This is a genomic window from Psychroserpens sp. (assembly GCF_047633235.1).
Taxonomy (GTDB): domain Bacteria; phylum Bacteroidota; class Bacteroidia; order Flavobacteriales; family Flavobacteriaceae; genus Psychroserpens.
In genome coordinates this window covers 1-20400 of the sequence record NZ_JBLIET010000043.1, presented here as the reverse complement: position 1 = coordinate 20400, position 20400 = coordinate 1, and the positions used below count along the sequence as shown (strand labels likewise).

Annotated in this window: 20 protein-coding genes and 1 pseudogene; 5 read left to right on the top strand and 16 right to left on the bottom strand. The window is 33.6% G+C overall.

Annotated features, from left to right (window positions below; all coding sequences use genetic code 11):
- The 4 genes from ACJAZK_RS12360 to gcvP all read right to left on the bottom strand — a co-directional run.
- Positions 1-128, bottom strand: a 128-nt coding sequence (locus ACJAZK_RS12360) for a glycosyltransferase (RefSeq protein ID WP_415224265.1), incomplete at its 3' end; no start/stop codon positions are given.
- 64 nt (positions 129-192) lie between these two features.
- Positions 193-729: a methyltransferase gene (locus ACJAZK_RS12355; protein WP_415224264.1), complete on the bottom strand. Its 537-nt coding sequence runs from the start codon at positions 727-729 to the stop codon at positions 193-195.
- A 33-nt stretch (positions 730-762) separates the two neighbouring features.
- Positions 763-1821 (bottom strand): 3-oxoacyl-ACP synthase III family protein, encoded by a 1059-nt coding sequence (locus tag ACJAZK_RS12350; RefSeq protein ID WP_415224263.1) that lies wholly within the window; start codon positions 1819-1821, stop codon positions 763-765.
- A 106-nt stretch (positions 1822-1927) separates the two neighbouring features.
- A complete protein-coding gene (gcvP, locus tag ACJAZK_RS12345; RefSeq protein ID WP_415224262.1) occupies positions 1928-4780 on the bottom strand; it encodes an aminomethyl-transferring glycine dehydrogenase in 2853 nt (950 codons plus the stop codon).
- A gap of 122 nt (positions 4781-4902) precedes the next feature.
- On the opposite strand from gcvP, the gene ACJAZK_RS12340 reads away from it, so the two are divergent.
- Entirely contained in the window at positions 4903-5736 is an 834-nt protein-coding gene (locus tag ACJAZK_RS12340; RefSeq protein ID WP_415224261.1) for a hypothetical protein, read from the top strand.
- A gap of 235 nt (positions 5737-5971) precedes the next feature.
- Here the strand turns inward: ACJAZK_RS12340 and ACJAZK_RS12335 are convergent, their stop codons facing one another.
- The 10 genes from ACJAZK_RS12335 to ACJAZK_RS12290 all read right to left on the bottom strand — a co-directional run bounded on the left by ACJAZK_RS12335 (position 5972) and on the right by ACJAZK_RS12290 (position 15220).
- A complete protein-coding gene (locus ACJAZK_RS12335; protein WP_415224260.1) occupies positions 5972-6523 on the bottom strand; it encodes a sigma-70 family RNA polymerase sigma factor in 552 nt (183 codons plus the stop codon).
- Between the two features lie 60 nt (positions 6524-6583).
- Entirely contained in the window at positions 6584-7282 is a 699-nt protein-coding gene (locus ACJAZK_RS12330) for a YqjF family protein (RefSeq protein WP_415224259.1), read from the bottom strand.
- A gap of 4 nt (positions 7283-7286) precedes the next feature.
- Positions 7287-8186: a TIGR01777 family oxidoreductase gene (locus ACJAZK_RS12325; RefSeq protein WP_415224258.1), complete on the bottom strand. Its 900-nt coding sequence runs from the start codon at positions 8184-8186 to the stop codon at positions 7287-7289.
- A complete protein-coding gene (locus ACJAZK_RS12320) occupies positions 8186-9010 on the bottom strand; it encodes a hypothetical protein (protein WP_415224257.1) in 825 nt (274 codons plus the stop codon). Before ACJAZK_RS12320 ends, ACJAZK_RS12325 begins: the two co-directional genes overlap by 1 nt.
- A gap of 20 nt (positions 9011-9030) precedes the next feature.
- Complete coding sequence (locus ACJAZK_RS12315; RefSeq protein ID WP_415224256.1) at positions 9031-9705, bottom strand: methyltransferase domain-containing protein; 675 nt, start codon at positions 9703-9705, stop codon at positions 9031-9033.
- On the bottom strand, positions 9695-10642 hold the full coding sequence (locus ACJAZK_RS12310) for a hypothetical protein (RefSeq protein ID WP_415224255.1): 948 nt from the start codon (positions 10640-10642) through the stop codon (positions 9695-9697). The genes ACJAZK_RS12315 and ACJAZK_RS12310 overlap by 11 nt, the downstream gene beginning before the upstream one ends.
- Positions 10643-10693: 51 nt before the next feature.
- The gene (locus ACJAZK_RS12305) at positions 10694-11197 is read right to left on the bottom strand and encodes a GbsR/MarR family transcriptional regulator (protein WP_415224254.1); all 504 of its coding nucleotides are present in this window, start codon (positions 11195-11197) and stop codon (positions 10694-10696) included.
- Between the two features lie 120 nt (positions 11198-11317).
- On the bottom strand, positions 11318-13345 hold the full coding sequence (locus tag ACJAZK_RS12300; protein WP_415224253.1) for a M3 family metallopeptidase: 2028 nt from the start codon (positions 13343-13345) through the stop codon (positions 11318-11320).
- A gap of 208 nt (positions 13346-13553) precedes the next feature.
- A complete protein-coding gene (purE, locus tag ACJAZK_RS12295; RefSeq protein WP_415224252.1) occupies positions 13554-14036 on the bottom strand; it encodes a 5-(carboxyamino)imidazole ribonucleotide mutase in 483 nt (160 codons plus the stop codon).
- Between the two features lie 2 nt (positions 14037-14038).
- Positions 14039-15220, bottom strand: coding sequence for a 5-(carboxyamino)imidazole ribonucleotide synthase (locus ACJAZK_RS12290; RefSeq protein ID WP_415224251.1), 1182 nt, complete (start codon positions 15218-15220; stop codon positions 14039-14041).
- A gap of 152 nt (positions 15221-15372) precedes the next feature.
- Here ACJAZK_RS12290 and ACJAZK_RS12285 point away from each other — a divergent pair, with 152 nt between their 5' ends.
- The 4 genes from ACJAZK_RS12285 to ACJAZK_RS12270 all read left to right on the top strand — a co-directional run bounded on the left by ACJAZK_RS12285 (position 15373) and on the right by ACJAZK_RS12270 (position 18973).
- On the top strand, positions 15373-16482 hold the full coding sequence (locus ACJAZK_RS12285; RefSeq protein ID WP_415224250.1) for an adenylate kinase: 1110 nt from the start codon (positions 15373-15375) through the stop codon (positions 16480-16482).
- A 43-nt stretch (positions 16483-16525) separates the two neighbouring features.
- On the top strand, positions 16526-17524 hold the full coding sequence (gene obgE, locus ACJAZK_RS12280) for a GTPase ObgE (protein WP_415224249.1): 999 nt from the start codon (positions 16526-16528) through the stop codon (positions 17522-17524).
- A 51-nt stretch (positions 17525-17575) separates the two neighbouring features.
- Positions 17576-18286 (top strand): ion transporter, encoded by a 711-nt coding sequence (locus ACJAZK_RS12275; RefSeq protein WP_415224248.1) that lies wholly within the window; start codon positions 17576-17578, stop codon positions 18284-18286.
- Positions 18287-18448: 162 nt separating this feature from the next.
- A complete protein-coding gene (locus ACJAZK_RS12270) occupies positions 18449-18973 on the top strand; it encodes a DUF4136 domain-containing protein (RefSeq protein ID WP_415224247.1) in 525 nt (174 codons plus the stop codon).
- A 73-nt stretch (positions 18974-19046) separates the two neighbouring features.
- Here ACJAZK_RS12270 and ACJAZK_RS12265 read toward each other — a convergent pair whose 3' ends face one another.
- Positions 19047-19421, bottom strand: coding sequence for a DoxX family membrane protein (locus tag ACJAZK_RS12265; protein ID WP_415224246.1), 375 nt, complete (start codon positions 19419-19421; stop codon positions 19047-19049).
- 86 nt (positions 19422-19507) lie between these two features.
- A pseudogene (locus tag ACJAZK_RS12260) lies at positions 19508-20400 on the bottom strand (alpha-2-macroglobulin); the annotation flags it as partial.

Below are 20400 nucleotides of genomic sequence, written 5' to 3'. Positions count from 1 at the left end.
TCATCAGTAGAATTATCATTCACCACTACAATCTGTTTCGCGGGTAACGCTTGATTTACCAAAGACTCTAAGGTTTGAGCGATGGCGTCTTCTTCGTTATGCGCAGGAATGATGATGTAGAAGTTCATTTTTTACACTAAAAGTATAAATAGGTAATTTCAAATCTAAAGAAAAGGAATTTGAATCTGGGGTTTAAGATTTAGAATTTGAAACTCGTTCAGCATAAACGATATAATATCTAGGGGTGAACCATCTTAGAATTGGTCTAATTCCTATTTTTTTGGTTGGGTTTGTCCATTTGTCGGTAGCAATTATTTTCCATCCTGCTTTTTCTAATAGCCAATTAAATTGCCAATCTTCAAATTCATGAAAATGCCGATCACGCATATCTGTTTTACTTCTGTAAGCTGAAGAAAACCATAATCGCATTGGGATACTAGCAACGAGTTTATTTGCTTTGATAGATTTTAGTACTGTAAATGGAGAGAGGAGATGTTCAAAAATTTCAAATGCTGTCACGACTTCATTTTGAGAGTTTTCAATTTCCGAAGTATTCATATCTAAATCTATTCCTGAAGTATTTTTAACAGTGTAACCATGAGATTTTAAAATATCTGATAACGGATTCTCAATACCTAAATCTAATATAGATTGAGAAGTATCAATGTGATGCTTTAAAAACTCAACGGTATGCTTAAATCGTTTATTTGGAAATGTGTTTTCGTACATGTTACTTTTCCGTAGAAATAATTTTTTTGATAGTTATTGCTTATAAACAATTGCATTTATATTCATTCCCGCACCAACACTAGCAAACAGAATGACATCACCTTTGTTGATTTCTTGATGTTCAAGTTCTCCTTTTAGAATCATATCATAAAGTGTAGGAACTGTCGCTACACTAGAATTTCCAAGTAAATTAATTGTCATTGGCATGACGTCTTTTGGCATGTCCATATCATGAAGTTTGTAAAAACGTTTTACAATAGCTTCGTCCATTTTTTCATTAGCTTGGTGAATCAATACTTTTTTCACATCTTTAATAGAGTAGTCACTTTTATCTAAACACGATTTTAGAGCTAAAGGCACATTCGTCAATGCGAATTCATAAATTTTACGACCGTACATTTTTATGTATTTTCGTTGGTCTGTGATTTCTGGTTTATTGGTTTTACCAAAGAATATAAAATGAGCTTCTTCTAGGGCAAAGGTCGCTGTTTCGTGAGCTAGAATTCCACCTTCTTCAGTAGATTCTTCAATAATAACTGCTCCTGCACCATCACTATAAATCATAGAGTCACGATCATGTTTATCCACAACACGAGATAAAGTCTCAGACCCAATAATCAAACACCGTTTAGCTATACCAGAGGCTATAAATGCTTTTGCTTGGATTACACCTTCTATCCAACCAGGGCATCCAAATAATAGATCATAACCAACACATCTAGGATTAGCGATTTTTAGTAAATGCTTAACCCTTGAAGCTATACTTGGCACAGTATCGCTTTGTTGTGTGTTATGCGTAATGTCCCCATAATTGTGAGCGACAATAATATAGTCTAATGTTTCTTTATCGATTTTGGCATCTGCAATAGCTTTTTCTGCAGCATAAAAAGCGATGTCAGAATTTAATAACTCTGGCTTTATGTAACGTCGTTCTTGTATGCCAGTTATTGCTTTAAATTTCTCAATAATAACCTCGTTGGGGTTATTAATAGTAGAACCGTCTAAATTTAAAAACTCGTGATTATAGAAATTTTCGTTTTTTTGAATTCGACTAGGAATAAAGCTTCCGGTACCAGTTATTTTTATACTCATAAATTGGGATTTCCTTTTACTAAGAAATAAACAAGGCAATATACTAACATTTCTTGAAATGTTAATTTTACGGCCTTGTTATTTTACGATGTTCAAACCTCTACAATTAAACCTCTTCCATATACGCTTCAATTGGCGCGCAAGTGCAGATAAGGTTTCTGTCACCATAAGCATCGTCAACACGACGAACACTAGGCCAAAATTTATTATCCCTAACGTACTCTAATGGGAATGCAGCGTGCTGACGAGTATATGGTAATAACCATTCATCATCAGTAATCATAGCCAATGTATGTGGTGCGTTTTTGAGTGTATTATTGTCATCCTCCTTTGAAATATCATCAATTTCATGTTTGATGGCAATCATTGCATCACAAAAACGATCCATTTCTTGTTTGCTCTCACTTTCAGTAGGTTCAATCATCATGGTTCCAGCTACAGGGAATGAGACTGTTGGTGAGTGAAAACCATAATCTATTAATCGCTTAGCAATATCTACAACTTCAATCCCATGCTCTTTAAAAGGTCTACAATCGATAATCATTTCATGAGCAGCGCGTCCGCGTTCTCCTGAAAATAAAGTTTCAAAAGAACCTTCAAGACGTTTCTTAATATAGTTGGCATTAAGAATTGCAACTTCGGTAGATTTTTTTAAACCTGAAGCGCCTAACATTTTTATGTATCCGTAAGAAATCAAACACGCCAAAGACGAACCAAAAGGCGCAGCAGAAATAGCTGTGATTGCTTGGTCTCCCCCTGTTTTTATTAATGGGTTTCCAGGTAAGAAAGGAACGAGTTGTTTTGCAACGCAAATTGGTCCAACGCCTGGTCCACCACCGCCATGAGGAATAGCAAACGTTTTATGTAAATTTAAATGACAAACATCTGCTCCAATGTTTCCAGGATTTGTTAATCCTACTTGTGCATTCATATTGGCACCATCCATATAAACTTGCCCGCCATTATCATGAATAATCTGTGTAATTTCTTTAATTGCAGATTCGTAAACGCCATGAGTTGATGGATATGTGATCATTAATGCAGATAGATTATCTTTATGTAATTCTGCTTTTTCACGTAAATCGTCAACATCAATATTACCATCTTCCGATGATTTTGTAACCACAACTTTCATTCCTGCCATGACTGCACTTGCAGGATTAGTGCCATGAGCAGAAGAAGGAATTATACAAATGTTTCTATGATGGTCATCACGCGATTCATGGTAAGCTCTAATAACCATTAGACCTGCAAATTCTCCTTGAGCACCAGAGTTTGGTTGTAAAGAAGTGCCTGCAAAACCAGTGATTTCTGTGAGTTGATCTTCTAGAGCTCTAAGTACTTTATGATATCCTTTAGCTTGATTAACTGGCACGAATGGGTGAATTTTACCCCATTTAAACCAACTTAACGGCAGCATTTCGGCAGCTGCATTTAATTTCATAGTACAAGAGCCTAATGAAATCATAGAGTGATTTAATGATAAATCTTTTCGCTCTAAGTTTTTGATATAACGCATTAATTCAGTTTCGGAATGATGAGAATTAAATACAGGTTCTTTTAAAAATGTAGTGTGACGTTTTAGATCTCCTTCGATACTATTTCCTTCAGAAATTTTAGAAATCACAATCGTGTCTTTTTTAATGCTTTTAGCAAAAATGGAGACTATTGTATTTAAGTCTTCAATTGTAGCAGTTTCATTTAAAGAGATGGTTACACTATCTTTACTAGGATAGTAGAAATTTATTTTATTTTTTAAGGCGATTTTTCTAATTGCTTTAGAATCTGCCTTGATATGAAGGGTGTCAAAGAACGATGTGTTTTTTTGTTCAAAACCTAAATCTTCGAGTGTGTTGGCAAGAGTTGTTGCTTTGTTATAAATTTTGTTGGCGATAAACTCTAAGCCTTTTGGTCCATGATAAACAGCGTACATACCAGCCATTACAGCTAATAATACCTGAGCAGTACAAATATTTGATGTTGCTTTATCACGTTTAATATGTTGCTCGCGAGTTTGCAAAGCCATACGTAAGGCTCTATTGCCATTTAAGTCTTTTGTAACTCCAATAATACGGCCCGGTAAATCTCGTTTATACGCGGTTTTTGTCGCAAAATAGGCTGCATGAGGTCCTCCATAACCCATTGGGATTCCAAAACGTTGTGTGGTACCAAGAACGACATCTGCACCAAATTTACCTGGAGCTTCTAATTTGATAAGGCTCATAATATCGGCAGCAACAGCAACTTTAATTCTAGATGCATTTGCTTTCTCAATGAACATTTTAATATCAGTTATTTGACCGTGTTTTCCAGGATACTGTAAAATGGCACCAAAATATTCCGTAGAAAAATCAAAATCAGATTCGCTTCCAATCACGAGATCAATTCCAATTGGTGTTGCTCTCGTTTGCAATAGTGACAATGTTTGGGGTAGTATGTTTTCTGAAACAAAAAACTTATTAATACCAGCCTTTTTTTGGTCTCTCTCTCTAACGGCAAACAATAAACTCATAGCTTCTGCGGCAGCAGTACTTTCGTCAAGTAAAGACGCATTGGCAATTTCCATACCTGTGAGGTCAGTGACCATCGTTTGGAAATTTAAAAGGGCTTCTAAACGGCCTTGAGCAATTTCTGCTTGATAAGGCGTATATGCAGTGTACCAACCTGGGTTTTCTAAAACATTACGCTGTATCACTGCAGGTAAAATAGTAGGATGATACCCTAAACCAATATAGGTTTTAAATACTTTATTCTTTTTTGATAAATCATAAATATGCAGCAAATATTCTTGTTCACTCATTGGTGCATCAAGATCTAAATCTGATTTTAAACGAATTCCATTGGGTATAGTTTCATGGATTAATTGCTCCATAGAGTCCACACCAATTGTTTGTAACATTAGTTTTTGATCCGCTTCTCTAGGACCAATATGACGTAGTGAAAAATCTTCTGTATTCATTCAATTATTTAAGTTGTGTTTTGTTTTGCAAAATTAAGGAAATAATGAGCTTTAGTTGTTAATGAAAATGAAACTTTTCAACCAAAATAATGGTTTATTAACAGTTTGATTATTTTTGTAGAATGCGAGTCCTTAAAATATTTTTAGATTTTTACATCAATAGCAGTATTCACGTGGCTTTAGCAGTATATGCTTTGTCCTGGTTGACCTTACTACAATTTGGTATTCCATATGATGAAAATGTGCTCAATTTTATTTTTTTCGCATCTATAACAGGATACAATTTTGTGAAGTATTTTGGATTGGCAAAATTTCATCACCGAGGTTTGGCGCAGTGGTTAAAAACTATTCAAGTATTTTCTGGAATTTGTTTTATAATAATGACTTATTATGCACTTAAGTTAGAACTAAAGACATTACTTTATATTGGTTTTTTTGGATTGACAACTTTTTTATATGCGATACCTATAATTCCTAAAAAAATCTTCATTGATAAGCAAAAGAATTTACGAAGTATTGGTGGTCTAAAAGTATATATTATTGCAATAATATGGGCAGGTGTTTCTGTTTTCTTACCACTGTTTAACAATCAATTTGAAATTACAGATGATGTCATTATCACTACTTTTCAGCGTTTTCTTTTTGTTTTGGTGTTGATGCTTCCGTTTGAGATTAGAGATTTAAACTATGATGGTTTGAAATTGGCAACCATTCCTCAGAAAATAGGAGTAAAGCAGACTAAGCTAGTCGGCATGTTACTATTAGTTCTATGTTATACATTGAATTATTATAAAGACGATCTCGATATTAGAAGTTTATTGAGTTCTTTAATTATTTCGTCAATTACACTATTATTTTTAGTGTTTGCGAATCAAAATCAAAACAAGTATTATAGTGCTTTTTGGGTAGAGAGTTTACCTGTGATGTGGTTCGGGGTATCATTTCTGCTTAGCTAATTCTTTTTCAAAAGCTGTTCTTAAGTTTTCTTTAGAAATGGGGTCTAAATTCACAGGGTTTTTCGTCATAAGTTTAGTCAAATTAGCATTGTTTTTTGAGTATTTCCTACAAAATTTACAATAAATAAGGTGTATATTTAATAAGAATTTCTCCCACAACGTTGCCTCCTTATATTGTGTTTTATCACAAACATGATTCGCTTCTTTGCAAGGGATTATAATTTTATTACCCATTTTAAAACCAATTTTTTTCCAGGCAACTCGCCATAGCAGTTCGTGCTCTATGTATAATTACCCAAAGATTAGACGCAGTAATATTTAATTCATTACAAATGGCTTCGGTTTCGTAATTTAATATCGTTTTCATCTCAAAAACTTGAGCCTGTTTTGATGGAAGTTTTTTTAGGCAGTTGTCAATTGCTAAACCTAACTCTGTATTTTCGATGGTATCTTCTGCAGTTTTATCAAAAGGATCTGCAACACGCTCTTCTAACCAATCACCTTCGTTTTCTTCGCTGTTGTAGGATATTCTAACTTCCGCTTTACCTTTGTTAGAATTGATTTTACGATAGTGGTCTATGATTTTTCTTTTTAATATCGAAATGAGCCAGGTGCGTTCACTAGCTTCTGCTTTAAAATTCTTCATAGATTTTAAACCAGCTACAAAAGTATCTTGAACTAAATCTTTAGCTTTTTCACTGTCATTGACACGAGTAATCGTGTAATTAAAAAGATAATCCGAATAGAGATTAATCCATTGATTAGGATCGATAGTGTGTTTTGGCATTTGTTTATCTAAACAATTTCATTTCAAAAATAACCTAAAAAATTGATTTTATCGAAAGTATTACTTGTGGATTGTTTTTTTGTTTTTCACACTAGCTTTAGAGCCTTCAGCAAGAATAACGGAGGTTGGTATCACGTTTTCTAAGTGTTTAAATTGAGACCCATAATTACCCTCAAAGTCTATATTAACAGCATAATTATTAACTTTTAATTGACGCCAAGAAGGATGTACAACTTCATATTCAAAAGTTTTGGTTTTGTATTTCGTGTAACCAAAATAATGCTCTGTAATAAATTGTTCTTCTGAGTTTTCGGGGATTGAAGAAAACTCAGTTGCTGTTTCCACTGAAATAGATTGCCACTTATTTTTTAGTTTCCATTGGTATTCAAAGCTTTTAGAATTGTCGTTCTCTGACCAATGATGCTTCATTTTGGCAGTGTAATAATGCTCGTAATACAATGAATTGGCGACTAAGGTGATTAGTGGTTTGGGTACTATTTCTTTAATGAAAACAACGCCTCGTTCGCCGTTGCGTTGCACATAAAATCTAAGATTTACTTCTTCGAAATTGACGTGGAATGGTAATTTTATACCTAATACTTTAGTATCCATAAATAAAAACCCAACAATACTTACAAAGTATTTCCCATTGTAACTATCTAGTGTTGTTCCCATTGGAAGTAAGGGTTCTAAGATTTTAGGGTTCACTTCATAATTGATGAGTATTAAGTTTTTCCAATAGGCTTCTAAAAATGTCATAATATTAATTTATTAGGTTATCTAATGCGATTTGTATATCTGAATGAATGAATTTAAATTTATTTTCTAACAGTCGTTCGGGTATTACATTCCTGCTTTTCATAACCAATTCTGGTTCTGTGCCAATAAGTTTTGCTCCAAGTTTGATTAACCACTCTGGATGCGAAACTCCAAAAGGTACGTTCATCACTTTTCTAAAAGATGTCATTAAGGTTTTATTATTAGTTGGATTGGGGACTGCTAAATTGAAATTGCCATCTAATGCGTCATTCTCAATTATAAAGTCAATAGCCCTTGCGAAATCCAACTCATGTATCCAACTTACTTTTTGATTTCCAGAAGCTTGTTTTCCTCCCAAACCAAATTTAACTAAGATTTTCAAAGGCTCAGTTGCTCCGCCATATTTCCCCATAACAATAGATGTGCGTAATGCAATTTTTCTCGTTTTTGGATTGGTGATTGAGTAAAACGCTTTTTCCCAAGATTTAGCGATATTCATTGAGAAGTCATCACCGATTTCTCCTGTAGCTTCAGTCATTTGCTTATCTGTTGAATGTCTATAGATAGTCGCAGTAGAGGAGTTGAACCAAACTTTTGGAGGATGCTCACACAAATTAATCGCTAATCCAAGCGCATGTGTAGAATCTATACGAGAATTTAGAATTTGCTTTTTATTCTTCTCGGTATATCTGCAATCTACAGATTTCCCAGTGAGATTGATGAGTACATCGGTTTGCTCTAGAATTTTCGTCCAATCGGTTAGATCTTTAGCATTCCAATATCTATCGTTTTTACGTTTTACGGTTCGAGTTAATATATAAACTGTATGTCCTTTTTTTGTGAAGTAGTCTTCAAGAACGTGTCCTAGAAATCCGCTACCTCCAGCTATTGTTAGTGTCATCATTAGTATAAAATTAGAATGATTAATAATATAAGTAGTCTGTAAACAACCCAAGTATAACTCAGGAAACTCGGTAATTTTAGTAATTTGACACGTTTAAAATGTTCCATGAACATCACTAGAACTGTAATTCCAAATCCTATTAGCAAGATAGTTTCTGAAATTTGAACAATCCAATTTATGATTAGTAAAGTTAATAACATCAAACTGCCCATAAGTGATATGGTCATCACATTTCCGAAGTAATTAAGAATCGTTTTCTTATCTAGTTTATAGATAAGCAATCCTTGAAACACCAATTGACCAATGGTGGAAAACCCTTCTCTCATTAAAGTTGCATGAGGAAGTGTTGAGATGTTTTTAGAAAAATGAAAAAGTGTAAACATGGTAATAATTACTGAAAACAGAATGTAAAATAACCGATACTTAACATTAAAACTCGGTAAACATTGCAATTGTTCTGATTTGTGTTCTCCACTTGGAATAATCACTTTACGGTTATAAGAAATAAAACTATAGAGTTTTTTTAATATGAATTTTACGGGTTTTTTGTGTCCTATTTTTTCAATGGTTGGAAATCTATAACCCAGTACTTTTAGTAAACTATCAATACCATAAATAACCGTTTTATGTTTATTATCAACTAATGCAATTTCGTTAGATGCGCGTTTCACATCGATTAAATTTTGATTTTCTAAAGATATGGTGATGAACGGTTGTCTTCCATTTTTATCTAGCATACCAGCTTTTATAAAACCAGAAGTATAGACTTGACATAACGGACAATCCTGATCGTAGAGGAGTGTGTGGTTTTCTAGTGTTTTCATTACTTCTCAATTTTATTATATTAATGGAGGTGTATTTTTTTAGCATGGATAATTTCAAACAAGTCTAAAAACCTGTTGTGATCTATTATTTTTAACTTTTCAATAGTCATATTCAACTTTAAGTTATCCATATTTACGTGATTATTGACGTAAGGGAATAGGGTCTTAAATTGTTTACCGAAAATAGCAGGCACTAATACATTCAAGTAAAATTTAATGAGTTTAAAATTTAAATAATTTTTTGGTTTCACTAATTCTAGCAGCAGGACTTCACCGTTAGGTTTGAGTATATAATTTATCTTTTTCGCAAATGAGTTTAATTTTTCAGGTTCAATAGTTTTAATTCCGAATGAACATATTATTATATCATATAATTCCTTTTTATGATTAATCTCGAAAAAATCATTTTCAATTTGTTGTATTTCTTTGTCTTTATGATATAATCTTGCTGCCAGATTCATTTCTTTAGAAAAATCCAGAGTTGTAATTTTCTTATTCTTAGTTAAGTTGATATATTTCAAATTTTCACCTTTTCCACTCATTAGGTCAAGAATAGATTTATCTTCAAAACTTTTAATTTTCTTAATAAGATTACGTCTCATGTAGTTAGTAATGAAAAATGACGCATATTCATTAGCAACATAAGTTTTGCTTAATTCGTTAAAATATCTTTCGAGACTTAAGTTATTTGACATACTTATCTTTTATTGAATTCAAAACATGCAGTTGCATTTCATTGATAGTATAGTTAGACCAGAGTTTCCAATACCATTTTGGCGAAATCTTGTAACTATACGAAGTTTTAGCAATAATTTTTGTCGAGTTTTCACCCATATCCTCGAGCCTTATCTGACCATAATTAACAAAGAAGTAATTATGTAAATGTTCAGCATCAATAGAATCATATGGTGTTAATTCCCTCATAGGAATTGTTTGTTCTCTCAGTTTAAAAGTCACTTGTGAGTTTGTTTCAAATTTTAATATATCGAGATTTATAGTATCGTTATTAGTAATACACAAGTAGCTTAGTTTACTATTTGTTTTATTAAATGTAATTGATTTTGGATAAGAGATACCTTTTTGAAAGAATAGCTTGGGAGTGTTTTCAAAAACAATTTCTGAGGAAAGATCGTGCCATATGTTCTCCTTAGGAACGTTAACAATCAATTCTGTTGTAATTTCATTTATTATAGGTTCTGTATAGCTATCATAGATATATGTTGTAGGGTTCATCATAATAATTAGAACTAAGGAGTTGCGTTTGGTGTTTCTATCTGCATTGCCAATAAATAAACCAATTATGTAAGCTATCGTCATTGGTATCACTAAAAAAGGATAAGCCATTAAAACACATATTGCACCTTCTAAGCCAATTAATATTAATAAACCGCTGAATAAAGCGATAGCAAATATTATTGTCAAGAAACCTTTTAACCCTTTTTTTATTTTATTCAGTGAATTACCTTCAAACGTCTTAGAATAACCAATCAAGAACGCAATGCTACTGGGTATTGTGAAAAATAGGGTTGCGCCATAATTTCCATCTTCAATTAATGAAAACCAAAATGCAATAAGTAGAACTATTACAATGGTTATTAATAAGTATTTGTGCTTTATAAGTCTTGAAAACATAGTTGCATTTTTAAACTTTCAGAAAATTTTGAAAGCATGATTTAAATTTTTTTATTTCATGAATTTGAGAACAGACTTAGTAATCCAGTTTTGTTTTTGAGTTGCCATTTTGTGAATCATACCATCTGCAGTTTCTGTTAAGTCATGTAATGCTTTTGTTTGTTTTATGAGCTCTCTTGTTTTTTCTGTGCCGTCATCTGCAATAGAAGAGACCTCTTTTAATACTTTAATTACAGGTTTTATTTCTCGGCGACTGCGTTCTTGAGCAATCACTCTTGCTAATTCTTGCACCTCTTTTTCTGTTGTAAAATATTCTTTTCGTTCACCGGGAATAATTATTTTCGTGACAATTCCCCAGTCCATTAATTGGCGTAAGTTCATGCTAGTATTACCACGCGAAATTTTAAGTTCTTCCATGATGTCTTCCATGCACAATGGTTTTATAGAAATAAAAAGCAATGCTTGTATTTGAGCCATGGCTTTATTGATTCCCCAGAGGGTACCTAAGCTACCCCAAGTACTCACAAATTTAGTTTTAGCTTCGTCGTAATTCATGACCTTAATTTTATTAACACCATAAAGATATAGTAAATATTTTAAACTTTCAATAATTATTGAAAGTTTATTTTAAAACAAAAGGTTGAATTTTTATTCCAACCCTTTAAGTTCTTATTTTTATATCAATCCAGCACGCTTCAACAATGCATCTGGTTTTGGTTCTTTCCCTCTAAAACGTTTATATAAAGTCATTGGGTCTTCAATACCTCCTTGGGACAACACATTATCCTTAAATTTTTGAGCAACCACTTTGTTAAAAATACCTTCTTCTAAGAAATATTCAAAGGCGTCTGCATCTAAAACTTCTGCCCATTTATAACTGTAATAACCAGAACTGTAACCACCTTGAAAGATATGAGCAAACGAAGTACTCATGCAATTCTCTGGGACATCAGGATAAAGTTTTGTGTTTTCAAATGCTTTAGACTCGTGAGTTTTTACATTTGTAATGGCGGTTGGATCTTGTCCATGCCATGACATATCCAAGAGGCCAAAACTAATTTGTCTTAAGGTTTGCATACCTTCATGAAAGGTAGACGATGCTTTAATTTTGTCTATAAGTTCCATAGGAATCACAGCTCCGGTTTCATAGTGTGTTGCAAATAACTCCAACGCTTCTTTTTCATAACACCAGTTCTCTAATATTTGACTTGGCAACTCAACAAAATCCCAAAAAACGCTTGTGCCTGAAAGACTAGGATAGGTTGTGTTAGCAAGCATTCCGTGCAGCGCATGACCAAACTCATGAAATAGTGTCGTTACTTCATTAAAGGTAAGCAATGACGGCTTACTTTTTGTTGGTTTCGTAAAGTTGCAAACATTAGAAATATGTGGTCTGTCATTAACTCCATTTTTGATGTATTGTGGTTTATAAACGGTCATCCATGCACCATTTCGCTTTCCTGCTCTTGGGAAGAAATCGGCATAAAAAATAGATACTAAATTTCCCTTATTGTCTGTTACTTTATAAGTCAGAACATCTTTATGATATTTGTCAATAGTATCAATTTCTTCAAATTTTAAATCAAATAAATGCTCTGCAATCGTAAAGGCACCATTAATTACGTTTTCTAATTGGAAATAGGGTTTTAATTGTTCATCATCTAAACTAAATAATTTTTGTTTCAGTTTCTCAGCATAATAAGAACCATCCCATTTTTCTAACCTATCAATACCATCCAAGTCTTTCGCAAACTGCTCTAAATTTTCAAATTCATTTTGGGCAGCAGGCTTTGCTTTTTCTAAAAGTTCATTTAAGAAGTTATTAACGGTCTCAGGTGTTTTTGCCATGCGCTCTTCTAATACAAAGTGTGCATGCGTTTTATAACCTAATAAATTGGCACGTTCGTGACGTAATTTTACAATTTGTAAAACGTTATTTTGATTGTCTAACGCGTCACCTTTAAATGCTTTTGCACCTGCAGAAATAGCAAGTTTTTTTCTTAACTCACGATTATCTGCATACGTCATAAAAGGGATGTAACTAGGGTAATCTAAAGTAATCAACCAACCTTCTTTATCTTTAGATTCTGCCAATTGCTGTGCTGCTTCTTTTGCGCCTTCTGGTAATCCTGTAAGATCATTTTCATTGGTAAGGTGCATTTCAAATTTATTAGTTTCTGCTAAAATGTTTTCACCAAAATTAAGCTTCAACTTGCTGGATTGCTTGTCAATTTCGCGAAGTCTTGTTTTCTTCTCTTCGGAAAGATTTGCACCATTTCTAGAAAAGCCTTTATATTTTTTGTCGAGAAGCGTACTTTGTTCTATAGTCAAGTCTAAATTAGACTTTTGGTCATAAACGGCTTTGACACGTTTAAATAAAGGTTCGTTAAGCGTGATGTCATTACTAAATTCAGAAAGCAGAGGAGACACCTCTTGAGCAATCTTTTGGATTTGGTCATTAGTTTCAGCACTATTCAGATTGAAAAATATGCTTGATAATCGATCTAATTCCTCTCCCGAAAAATCCAATGCCTCAATAGTGTTCTTAAAACTAGGTGTTTCGTGAGAATTTGCAATCGCATCGATTTCTACTTTGGCTTTTTTAATCGCTTTTAAAAACGCAGGCATATAATCCTCATTCTTAATTTTCGAAAAAGGAGCAGTTTGGTAAGGCGTATTGAATGTCGTATTTAGAATATTCATTTTTAAAAATATAATTAAAGATTTTTGTTAGAATTAATGTTGAAATGTTTATAAGTATTTGGAAATCATTAACTAAACCTTAAGAATTCCCCGTTAAATTATAAGTACATTTGCATTGTTATTTAATATTACTGAGAAGAAAGATTTAATAACATTGATTAATAGCTCTAAAACCTCGTATAAAAGCGAGGTTTTTTTATGCTGTAGATTAGCCTAAATTCTTAGAGGATTCGATCACTTTAATTTTTAAACTTTCTTTATAATCCATAATAGTTTTGCGCACCTCTTCATTTGAAACGCCAATAATTTGGGCAGCAAGAATTCCAGCGTTTTTTGCACCGTTTAGAGCAACTGTTGCCACAGGGACTCCTCCAGGCATTTGTAAAATAGAAAGTATTGAATCCCAACCATCCATAGAATTACTGCTTTTTATGGGAACACCAATCACAGGTAATGGAGATAAAGAAGCTACCATTCCTGGTAAATGCGCGGCACCACCCGCGCCTGCGATAATAACATTGATACCTCTAGAATGTGCGTTTTTACTAAAATCGAATAATTTTTCAGGCGTTCTATGTGCAGATACAATATCTACTTCAACCTCTATTTTAAACTCTTTTAAGATGTCAATTGCATCTTGCATGACAGGAAGATCACTTTTGCTTCCCATGATTACTGCTACTTTATTCATAATTATTTACTTATAACTTTTATCGTTTCCTTGACTTGTTCAGCAATTCGTCTGGCTTCATTAAGATCTTCATTTACAATGGTAACATGTCCCATTTTACGAAATGGTCGCGTTTGCTTTTTTCCATAGATATGTGGCGTTACACCATTAAGTGACATGATTTCTTCTATGTTTTCGTACACAACATTACCGGTGTGCCCTTCTGCACCAACTAAATTTACCATAATACCACCAACTATACTTTCTGTTTTTCCTAACGGTAGATTTAAAATCGCACGCACATGTTGCTCAAATTGAGACGTATAGCTAGCTTCAATCGTTTGGTGACCTGAGTTGTGTGGTCTTGGAGCGACTTCATTTACAAGAATTTCATCGTTTTCGGTTTGAAAGAGTTCCACTGCTAAAAGTCCCACATGTTTAAATGCTTCGGAAACTTTAAGCGCTATGTTTTTTGCTTTTTCAGCAACAGCTTCGTCTATTCTAGCCGGACAAATCACATACTCAACTTGATTGGCTTCGGGATGAAATTCCATTTCTACAACTGGATAAGTTTTCACATCTCCATTTGGGTTTCGTGCCACAATAACTGCCAACTCATTTTTAAAAGGTACTAAATCTTCTGCGATACATTCCCCTTTTGGTAAACCTTCTAAATCTGAAAGTTGTCTCACTATTTTCACACCATTGCCATCATATCCAAACTGTGTTGATTTCCAAACGAACGGAAATTCTAAGGCGTCATTATCAATAGCGTCTTCAATTTCCGATAGGTAAGCAAAGCGCGTGAAATCTGACGTTGGAATCCCATGATCGCGATAAAACAATTTCTGAGTCGCTTTATTTTGAATAATACGAAGATTCTTTGATGATGGATATACTTTGATACCTTCTTTTTCTAATTTCTCGAGTGCATCAACATTGACGTTTTCAATCTCAAATGTTACAAGATCGACTTGCTTTCCGAAGTTATAAACCGTATCAAAATCCATTAAATCACCTAGCGTAAAATGATTACATGCGGTTCTACATGGCGCTTCTTCACTAGAATCCATGACGTGTGTGGTAATGTCAAATTTTCTGGTGGTATACAACATCATTTTACCAAGTTGCCCACCACCAAGAATACCGAGTTTGAAATTTGAAGAGAAATAGTTTGCCATTTGCTTTGCGAATATTAATGTCATATCGAGCGTAGTTGAGATACTATTTTAGCAAAAATCTACGCTTTGCTATCACAAAAATACATTAATTATAAAACAATATTCTAAAATCATAAATTGAAAATCGGCAATCGTAAATCAAATCCGTATCTTTGAATTTTTAAAATCAAAAACAAGTGATTAAACTACACAATTTATACTTCAAACCATTCATTTCTGAGCAAGAATTAGATGCTACAGTACAACGTTTGGTAGATGAGATAGTAAATGATTTACAAGACGTGGTCCCCGTATTTGTTGGGATCTTGAACGGTTCTTTCATGTTTGTAAGTGATTTTGTAAAAAAATATCCTAAACCTTGTGAGGTTACTTTTATAAAGTTGGCCTCTTATGAAGGTTTGAAGTCAACCGAAGATATTCATAGACTTATTGGTTTAACACAAGATTTATCTGGTAGAAAAGTAGTCATTTTAGAAGATATTATTGATTCTGGAAATACATTAGTAGAAGTGCATCGCATTTTTGAAAATGAAAATGTGGATGAATTAAAAATTGCTACTTTATTTTATAAGCCAGAAGCTTATAAAAAAGATTATAAACTGCACTATGTAGGTATGGAAATTCCTAATAAATTCATAGTTGGCTATGGATTAGACTATGATGGTCTAGGAAGACATTTACCGGCTGTATATCAATTAAAAACAAGACAACACATGACTAATTTAGTCCTATTTGGACCTCCAGGTGCAGGAAAAGGAACACAAGCTAATTTTTTAAAGGAAAAATATAATTTAGTTCATATCTCTACAGGAGATGTGTTTCGTTTCAATATAAAAAACAAAACGGCATTAGGCATGTTAGCAAAGTCGTTCATGGACAAAGGTGAATTAGTTCCAGACCAGGTCACTATTGATATGCTAAATGCAGAAGTGGAGAAAAACACAGGCGCTAAAGGGTTTATTTTTGATGGTTTTCCAAGAACAAATGCACAGGCAGAAGCATTGGATGAATTAATGAATCAGAAAGATTCTGAAATCAATGCGATGATCGCTTTAGAAGTGGATGATGAAGTGCTTGTTGGACGTTTATTAGAGCGTGGTAAAACTAGTGGTAGAAAAGATGATGCTGATGAGTCAATCATTAGAAACAGAATTACAGAATACTACAAGAAAACAGCAATATTAAAAGAGTATTACGAATCTCAAGACAAGTATTTTGGTGTTGATGGCGTAGGTGGTATTGAAGATATTACAGAGCGCTTAAACGCTGTGATTGATAAATTATAAGATAGCTTACTTTATAAGCAAACGAGTATATATAAAAAAGATTATGACTGAAGGTAACTTCGTTGACTACGTAAAAATACAGGTTTCTTCTGGAAAGGGAGGACAAGGTTCTGCACACTTACATCGCGAAAAATTCATAGAAAAAGGTGGTCCAGATGGAGGAGATGGTGGTCGAGGCGGTCATGTCATCATTCGTGCGAGTTCTAACCTATGGACACTTTTACATTTAAAATTTAAGCGTCACGCACGAGCTGGTCATGGAGGATCTGGAAGCAAGAGTAGAAGCACAGGAGCAGATGGAGAAGATGTCTATATTGATGTGCCTTTGGGGACTGTTGTGAAAGATACAGAAACTGATGAGACCTTATTTGAAATTACTGAGGATGGTGAAGAGCAAATCATCGCTCAAGGAGGACGTGGAGGATTAGGGAACTGGCATTTCAAAAACTCCCGTAACCAAACACCTCGATTTGCGCAACCTGGAGAAGATCTTGAAGAAAATAGAATTACTTTGGAGCTTAAAATCTTGGCAGATGTTGGTTTAGTAGGTTTCCCAAATGCTGGAAAATCCACATTGCTCTCTGTCGTTACCTCGGCAAAACCTAAAATTGCAGATTATGAATTTACAACCTTAAAACCTAATTTAGGGATCGTAGAATATCGTGATTACCAAACATTTGTAATGGCAGATATTCCTGGAATTATTGAAGGAGCTGCTGAAGGGAAAGGACTTGGTCATTACTTTTTACGTCATATAGAACGTAACTCGATTTTGCTATTTTTAATTCCTGCAGATGCTAAAGATATTCGCAAGCAATATGATATTCTCTTAGATGAACTCAGACGTTATAATCCAGAAATGTTGGATAAAGAACGTATGATTGCGATATCTAAAAGTGATATGTTGGATGATGAACTTCAATCAGAATTGGCAAATGAATTAGATAAGACACTTCCAATTGAATACATGTTTATTTCCTCTATAGCTCAAAAAGGTATTGTAGAGTTAAAAGATAAACTTTGGAAAATGCTTAACGGTTAATAGTCTTGACTTTAGTAAACATTCATTTATTATAGTTTTAGTCTAATAGTTATGAAAGAGTATATCAAAAGCATTGTAGAAATTAACGATAATCCAGTCAGTCGGTTTTTTTCCTTGTGTATTCAAGCATTGATTTTGGTGTCAATCGTAACATTTTCTATGGAAACGATACCAGATTTGGAGCCAAAAACCAGATCTATACTACATTTTGTAGAAACATTTTGTGTCATTATCTTTACCATAGAATACCTATTGCGAATCTATGTAGCAAACCATAAATTGAAATTCATTTTTAGCGTCTTTGGTCTTATTGATTTTTTAGCTATTCTCCCATTTTATTTGGCCTTTGGAGTAGATTTAAGATCATTGCGAGCTTTACGTTTCTTAAGATTATTTAGAATATTTAAACTCGTGCGCTATAATCGTGCGATGACTCAATTTACTAGAGCTATAAAATCTGCAAAAGAGCAAATATTTTTATTCATTTTTATTACATTAATTCTTATTTATTTTGCCGCTGTTGGTATTTATTATTTTGAAAACCAAGCGCAACCAGAGCATTTCTCTTCCATTTTTGATAGTTTATGGTGGGCAATTATTACTTTGACCACAGTGGGTTATGGTGACGTATATCCGATCACCATAGGAGGTAAGATGTTTACCTTTTTTATTTTGATGATTGGTTTGGGTATTGTAGCTATTCCAACTGGTATTATTTCTTCAGCATTGACAAAATCTGTGGACCCTGACGATAAAGAATAATTTTTTATGGACGTTACCCTTTTCCGTAGAAAAACTCCAAAGGGTCAGGCTCTCGCAAGTCGCTATCAAAGATGAGCTCCAACAATTGCTCCATCCTTAACGCACTGGTTAAGAGAAATAAAGCATAAGAAATAATTTTGCTACTTTTAAAATAAAAAAGCCATGAAAAAGTTATACATACTTTTATCTCTAATAGTATTGACCTCTTGTTCTTCAATTTACGTCAATTATGATTACGACAAAGCCACAAATTTTAAGAGGTATAAGACCTATAATTATTTTTCAGATGTGAATACAGGAATGAGTGAATTAGATTCAAAACGTTTCTTTAAAGCATTAGATAGTGCCTTACTAAGTAGGGGTTATATGGTATCTGAAACTCCAGATTTTTTGATAGATATTAAGAGTAGCGAATTTCAGCAAGCAAGAGGAAACACAGTAGGAGTAGGAGTTGGTGGAGTCGGTAATAATGTAGGTGGTGGACTTTCAATAGGGTTACCAATAGGCCAAACAAAATTAGGTAGAGAAATTATTTTTGATTTTGTTGATGAAAGTAATGACACGCTCTTTTGGCAAGCAGTTTCAGAATCAAATTATAAACTAAACGCATCTCCTGAAAAGCGAGAAGCCAATTTTATAGCACTCATTGAGAAAGTCCTTGAGGGCTTTCCGCCAGAGTTGAAATAATCTCTTTGAAATACAGCTATAAAAAAAAGAGACTCATTGGAGTCTCTTTTTTTTTATTATAATATCTAGTCTGTTAGCTTAATAAAGCTCTGTATTTGTCTTTGTATCCAATTATTACAGTAATATTAAGTGCCAGTAAAACTAAAGCTCCTGCAATGTTTCCTGGATCTAAAACCGCATGAAATAAAACGGCATTTACAGATACGCTCATTAAGATCAAAGCTAACAAAGCTCCAAATTTGTTGAGGATTAAAGCTAATCCTGCAACGATTTCTAAAATAGCAACTAATACCATTGTCTTAGAATTCACTAATGCTCCAAAATAAGTCATAGCGTCTTCGCTCATGCCCTCTGGTGCTGGCAGAAATTCAATAAATTTATTAAGCCCGAAGACCAATACAAAAAGCCCGAGTAAAATTCTCAAGACCAAAAATACTTTTGAATTCATAATATATGTTTTTAGTTAGTATCTCAATATAGTGATTTATTCACTAGACATTAAACTTTGTCGAAAATCAACAAACATCCTAACAATTACTCACTATCTACTGAAATTCGCACACCTTCACTATGACTGCTAAATTCTGGAGCATACATACTTTGAATCGTCGTAATCCCATTACTCATATTACCAGCGTTATTCACTCTTAAGTTATATTCAAAAACATAAACCCCTTTTGGTAGGTAATCAAAAAAGAAATTGGTTGAGGCATCTTTAGTGCTTTCATAATACCCTAGTCCGTCTTGATATTTATATTGAGATAATATAGTAATAGGTTCTAATCCTGCAGCTCTCATATCTTTCATGTGAATGAACTCCATTGGGCGATCACATCGTAATTCTATGCGAACTCTAACTAAATCACCAACTTTTAAATCGGTTTCTGGAGTGATTTCTGTGATTTGTTCACCAGTATCTGTGTTGGTTTTCTTAAACAGTTTCTTTTTTAATTTCAATGGAGTTTCCGCAGATGTGATTTTATCTAAATCCTCAAAATATTGCCAGTATAAACTTCCCCAAGCAATGCCATTACCTTTCTTTGTTAATTTGACGGTTGCCATATCTGGTTTAATTTCTGAAGAATTCCAAGACGTTTTAAAATACCCAGTTCCTGCTTCAACCTTGACATCTTCTAGTTTTGAAGGTTCAATGTGTTGTCTGCCGATAACAATATCGACCATGTCTGTCAAACTCAACCAATCGCTACCTTGTAATAGCAATGCGTAGACAGCTTCTGTCGTTGCTTTAGTTGTTTTCCAACGGTTAGTTTGCTTATTTTTAAGTAACCAAATTTTTAGGTTGTCAATAGTTTCTGTATCGTTTTCAACTTCCGAAAACGCCTCAATTAATAATGCTTGCGTTTCAATTGGTGCTTGATACCAATACCAAGAACACGTGTTTGCTTTCCAGTACATGCCTAATTCTT